At 69.7% G+C, this 4,875-nt stretch carries 3 protein-coding genes; 2 read left to right on the top strand and 1 reads right to left on the bottom strand.

Annotated elements, in window-relative coordinates; all coding sequences use genetic code 11:
* A partial coding sequence (locus tag FV222_RS17475; protein WP_147815280.1) for a Pls/PosA family non-ribosomal peptide synthetase occupies positions 1-3,614 on the top strand: 3,614 nt, incomplete at its 5' end.
* 72 nt (positions 3,615-3,686) lie between these two features.
* Here the strand turns inward: FV222_RS17475 and FV222_RS17480 are convergent.
* Positions 3,687-4,343 carry an alpha/beta hydrolase gene (locus tag FV222_RS17480; protein ID WP_147753109.1) on the bottom strand — a complete coding sequence of 219 codons (657 nt, stop codon included), beginning with the start codon at positions 4,341-4,343 and terminating at the stop codon, positions 3,687-3,689.
* 294 nt (positions 4,344-4,637) lie between these two features.
* Between FV222_RS17480 and FV222_RS17485 the strand changes: the two genes are divergently transcribed.
* On the top strand, positions 4,638-4,875 hold a 238-nt coding region (locus FV222_RS17485; RefSeq protein ID WP_147815281.1), incomplete at its 3' end, for an aminotransferase class V-fold PLP-dependent enzyme.

Raw genomic sequence — 4,875 nt, forward strand, 5'->3', positions numbered from 1 at the left:
CCGTCGCCCCCGCCCTGACCCTCGACGCCCTGCTCGCGGACACGCCGGCGGACGCGGCGGCGCCGGACCTCCGCGCCGCTGGGCTGACGCCACAGCACCCCGCCTACCTGATCTACACCTCCGGCTCGACCGGCGTGCCGAAGGGCATCGTCATCAGCCACGCCAACATCTGCCACTTCCTGCGTTCGGGGAACGCGCTCTACGGGATGGCGCCGGACGACGTGGTGTTCCAGGGCGCCTCGGTCGCCTTCGACCTGTCGATGGAGGAGATCTGGGTCCCGTACCTCGTCGGCGCGACCCTGTTCGTGGCGAGCCCCGCGATGATGGGCGACGTCGAATCGCTGCCCGGGATCATCGCGAGGGCCAACGTCACGGTGATCGACACCGTGCCGACGCTGCTCGCGATGATCACCGGCGACCTTCCGAGCGTGCGCCTGATCCTGCTCGGCGGCGAGGCGCTGCCCGAGCCCCTGGTCGCGCGCTGGGCGACGCCGACGCGAAAACTGTTCAACACCTACGGGCCGACCGAGGCCACGGTGGTGGCGACCGCCGCCGAGATGCGTCCGGGCGTGCCCGTCACAATCGGCGGGCCGATCGCGAACTACTCGGTCTACGTCGCGGGCGAGGATCTGCGCCTGCTCGGGCGCGGCGAGCCGGGCGAGTTGCTGATCGGCGGCCCCGGCGTCGCGAAGGGCTACCTGCAGCGGCCGGAACTCACCGCGGACAAGTTCATCGCCAACCCCTACGCTTCGGACGGCGCCGACCCGTTGCTCTACCGCTCGGGCGACGCGGTCTCTCTCGATGCCGCCGGCAACATCCTGTTCCACGGTCGCATCGACGACCAGGTCAAGATCCGCGGGTTCCGGGTCGAGCTCGGCGAGATCGAATCGCGCATCCAGGCGAAGGCAGGCATCAACCAGGCGGCGGTGGTGCTGCGGAGCGACGACGGCGTCGACCGGCTCGTCGCGTTCCTCGTGCCCGAGCGCGGCCACGCCTTCGACCGGGCGGCCTTGCGCCGGACGCTGGCCGAGCAGATGCCACCTTACATGGTGCCCGGCCATTTCGAGACGGCCGAGGTGCTGCCGCGCCTCACCTCCGGCAAGGTCGACCGCAAGGCGCTGCGCGTCGCGCCGCTGACCGTCGTCGAAGCCGACGGCGAGCAGGAGCCGCCGGAGAACCAGACCGAGGCGGCCCTGCTGGCCGCCGCCAAGCAGGTCTTCGGCAACCAACCGATCGCCCTCGACGGCGACTTCTTCACCGACCTCGGCGGCCACTCGCTGCTCGCCGCCCGCTTCGTCGGGGCGGTGCGCGAGGCGCCGGCGCTCGCCGGCATCACGCTGCAGGACGTCTACCGCGAGCGCACCCTGCGCCGGATCTCGGACGCGCTGATCGCGCGGACCGGCGGTGCCGGCATCGAGACCGCGATCCGCGACCTCGCCTTCGTGCCGCCGCCGCTCCTGCGCCGCGCGCTGTGCGGGCTGGCGCAAGCGGTGGCCCTGCCGTTCGTCATCGCGCTCGCGACCTCGCAGTGGCTCGGCATCTTCGTCACCTACCTGCTGCTCACCGGCGGCGGCCTCGGGTTTTTCGGTGAGCTCGGCGTGCTGCTCCTCGTCTACGTGGCGATCAACGCCGTGACGGCGACGATCGCGGTCGCCGCCAAGTGGCTGGTCCTCGGGCGGACCAAGCCCGGCCGCTACCCGCTCTGGGGTGCCTACTACTTCCGCTGGTGGCTTGCGCAGCGCCTGGCGCCTCTGGTCCACATCAAGTGGCTGCAGGGCTCGCCCGCCATCGCCGTCTACCTGCGGCTGATGGGCGCGAAGGTCGGCTCCGACACCCTGATCTCCGATATCGATATCGGCGCGCCCGACCTGCTCATCATCGGCGACGGCGCGTCCCTCGGCGGCCGCCTCGTCATCGCCAACGCCGAGATCGTCGGCAACGAGCTCGTCATCGGACGGGTCGAGATCGGACGCGACGTGGCCGTCGGCACGTCCTGCGTCATCAGCCACGACACGGTGATCGGCGACGCGGCCGAGATCGCCGACCTGACCACCATTCCCGCCGGCACCCGCGTCGGCGCCGGCGAGAGCTGGGATGGCTCGCCCGGCCGCAAGGTCGGGATGGCCGACGGCTCGGACCTGCCCGAGCAGGCCCCGGCCTCGGCCCGGCGCCGGGCCGGCGTCATGGCGATCTACGTCCTGCTGCTCGGCGCCATCCCCGCCGTCGGCCTGCTGCCGATCTTTCCGGCGTTCTTCCTGTTCGACCAGATCTCGGATTCGCTGTCCGACTTCACCGACGTCGATTACCACTGGTACCTGCCGCTGCTGACGTGGCCGACGGCCATGCTGATGACCGCGGGCACGGTGCTGCTCATCGCCGGCATCCGCTGGATCGTGCTGCCGCGTCGGCGCTCGGGCACCTACTCGATCTGGTCGGGCTTCTACCTGCGCAAGTGGTCGGTGGCGCTCGCCGCCGAGGTGACGCTGGAGACGCTCTCCTCGCTCTTCGCCACCGTCTACATGCGGGCGTGGTACCGCCTGATGGGCGCGCAGATGGGGGAGGGGGCCGAGATCTCGACCAACCTCGGCAGCCGCCACGACCTCGCCGAGGTCGGCAGCCGCAACTTCATCGCCGACGAGGTGGTCTACGGCGAGGAGGAGATCCGCCGCGGCTGGATGCACCTCCATCCGGCCCGCACGGGCGCGCGGGTCTTCGTCGGCAACGACGCGGTGGTGCCGCCGGGCGCCGACATCCCCGACGACGTGCTGATCGGCATCAAGTCGAAGCCGCCCGCCAACGCCGAGATGGCGCCGGGCGACACCTGGTTCGGCTCGCCGCCGATCAAGCTGCCCTCGCGCCAGCGCGTCGACGTCGGCACGCTCGCCCAGACCTACGAGCCGGGCACGCTGGTGAAGCTCCGCCGCGGCGTGTTCGAGGCGTTCGCGACCTCGTTCTCACCGATGCTCTACATCACCCTCGCGATCACCGCGATCGATTGGTACTTCTACCCCAACATCCTCGAACGCGATTGGAGCGGGCTCGCGATCAGCTTCGTCACGGTCAGCGTCGTGATCGCGCTGATCCAGTCCGCCGCCGTCATCGCCATGAAGTGGGCCCTGATGGGGGTGTACCAGCCCGGCATGCAGCCGATGTGGTCGTGGTGGGCGATGCGCACCGAGGCGATCGCCGTCGCCTATTGGGGCCTCGCGGGCAAGGTGCTGCTCGAGCACCTCCAGGGCACGCCGTTCCTACCCTGGGCTCTGCGGCTGTTCGGCGTGAAGGTCGGCGAAGGGGTGTGCATGCTCACCACCGACATCACCGAGTTCGACTGCGTGACGATCGGTGACTTCGCCACCATCAACCGCACGGCCGCCCTGCAGACCCACCTCTACGAGGACCGGATCATGAAGGTCGGCCGCGTCGTGATCGGCAGGGGCGTCTCGGTCGGCGCGTTCTCGACGGTGCTCTACGACACCAAGGTCGGCGACTACGCCCGGCTCCGCCCGCTCACCATCGTGATGAAGGGCGAATCGATCCCCGCCCATTCGGAATGGGAAGGCGCGCCGGCCGTGCCGGTGGTGCAGACGGCGCCGTCCGATCGGGCGGCGGCCTGAGCCACGAATCGAAAAGGGCAGGCCGCCGTTTCGGCGCCTGCCCTTTTCGTTTGCCGCAAAATGCCGCTCGGCTCAGACCGCGTCTTCCTTCCGGCCGAGGCGCTTGTCGAGGTAGGTGTCGACCGTCTGGGTCAGCTCGTCGACCTTGCCGTCGAAGAAGTGGTTAGCGCCCTCGACCATCTGGTGCTCGATGATGACGCCCTTCTGGGTCTTCACCTTCTCGATCACCGGCATCACCTCACGCGCCGGCGCCACGCGATCCTCGGAGCCGTGCACGAACAGGCCCGAGGAGGGGCAGGGGGCGAGGAAGGTGAAGTCGTAGCGGTTGGCCATCGCGGCGATCGAGATGAAGCCCTCGATCTCGGGGCGGCGCATCAGCAGCTGCATCCCGATCCACGAGCCGAAGGACACGCCGGCGATCCAGCACGACTTCGCCTCGGGGTTGACCGACTGCACCCAGTCGAGCGCGGCGGCGGCGTCCGACAGCTCGCCCGATCCGTGGTCGAAGGCGCCCTGGCTGCGGCCGACGCCGCGGAAGTTGAAGCGCAGGGCCGCGAAGCCGCGGTTCGCGAACGTGTAGAAGAGGTTGTACACGATCTGATTGTTCATCGTGCCGCCGAACTGCGGATGCGGGTGCAGCACGATCGCGATCGGCGCGCCCCGCTTCTTGGGGGCCTGATAGCGACCCTCCAGTCGGCCGGCGGGACCGGTGAAGATGACCTCGGGCATAGTTCCTCGACTCCTGTGGCCGTGCCGCGTGGGTGTGCCCGCCGCGATGGCCGTGTACGCCTCAGCCTGAGCGGTCCGCGCGACCGCCTTGACTCGTCCCGCGCCGGACGTAAAAGCGCTCTTAGAATAATTCTAGGCGATTAGAACTATTCTAAACAATGCGGCTGCGGGCGTTTCCCCGACCAGCCCGGAAGCGCCGTCCGGCGCTTCGAAACCGTGTCGTCGGCGCGGCTTAGCACGCCGACCCGGTGCCAAAGCAAGGAAATGTCGCATCTTTCGGCAGTCGGAGATCGGATGACAGCAGACCGCGCCTATCTCGACCACAACGCCACGTCTCCGGTCCGTCCGGCGGTGTCGCAGGCGGTCGCGCGGGCGCTGTCGCTTCCGGGCAACCCGTCCTCCGTTCACGCCGAGGGGCGTGCGGCGCGGGCGATGCTGGAGGAGGCGCGGGAACGCGTCGCGCGACTCGTCGGGGCGACGCCGCCGCAGGTGACCTTCACCAGCGGCGGCACGGAAGCCGCCAACGCCGTGC

This window comes from Methylobacterium sp. WL103 (genome assembly GCF_008039885.1).
In the GTDB taxonomy this organism is placed as follows: Bacteria; Pseudomonadota; Alphaproteobacteria; order Rhizobiales; family Beijerinckiaceae; genus Methylobacterium; species Methylobacterium cerastii.

Bases quoted from the DNA above. Each gene is read 5' to 3' on its own strand.
- FV222_RS17480 (WP_147753109.1), bottom strand. From the start codon at position 4,343: ATGCCCGAGGTCATCTTCACCGGTCCCGCCGGCCGACTGGAGGGTCGC.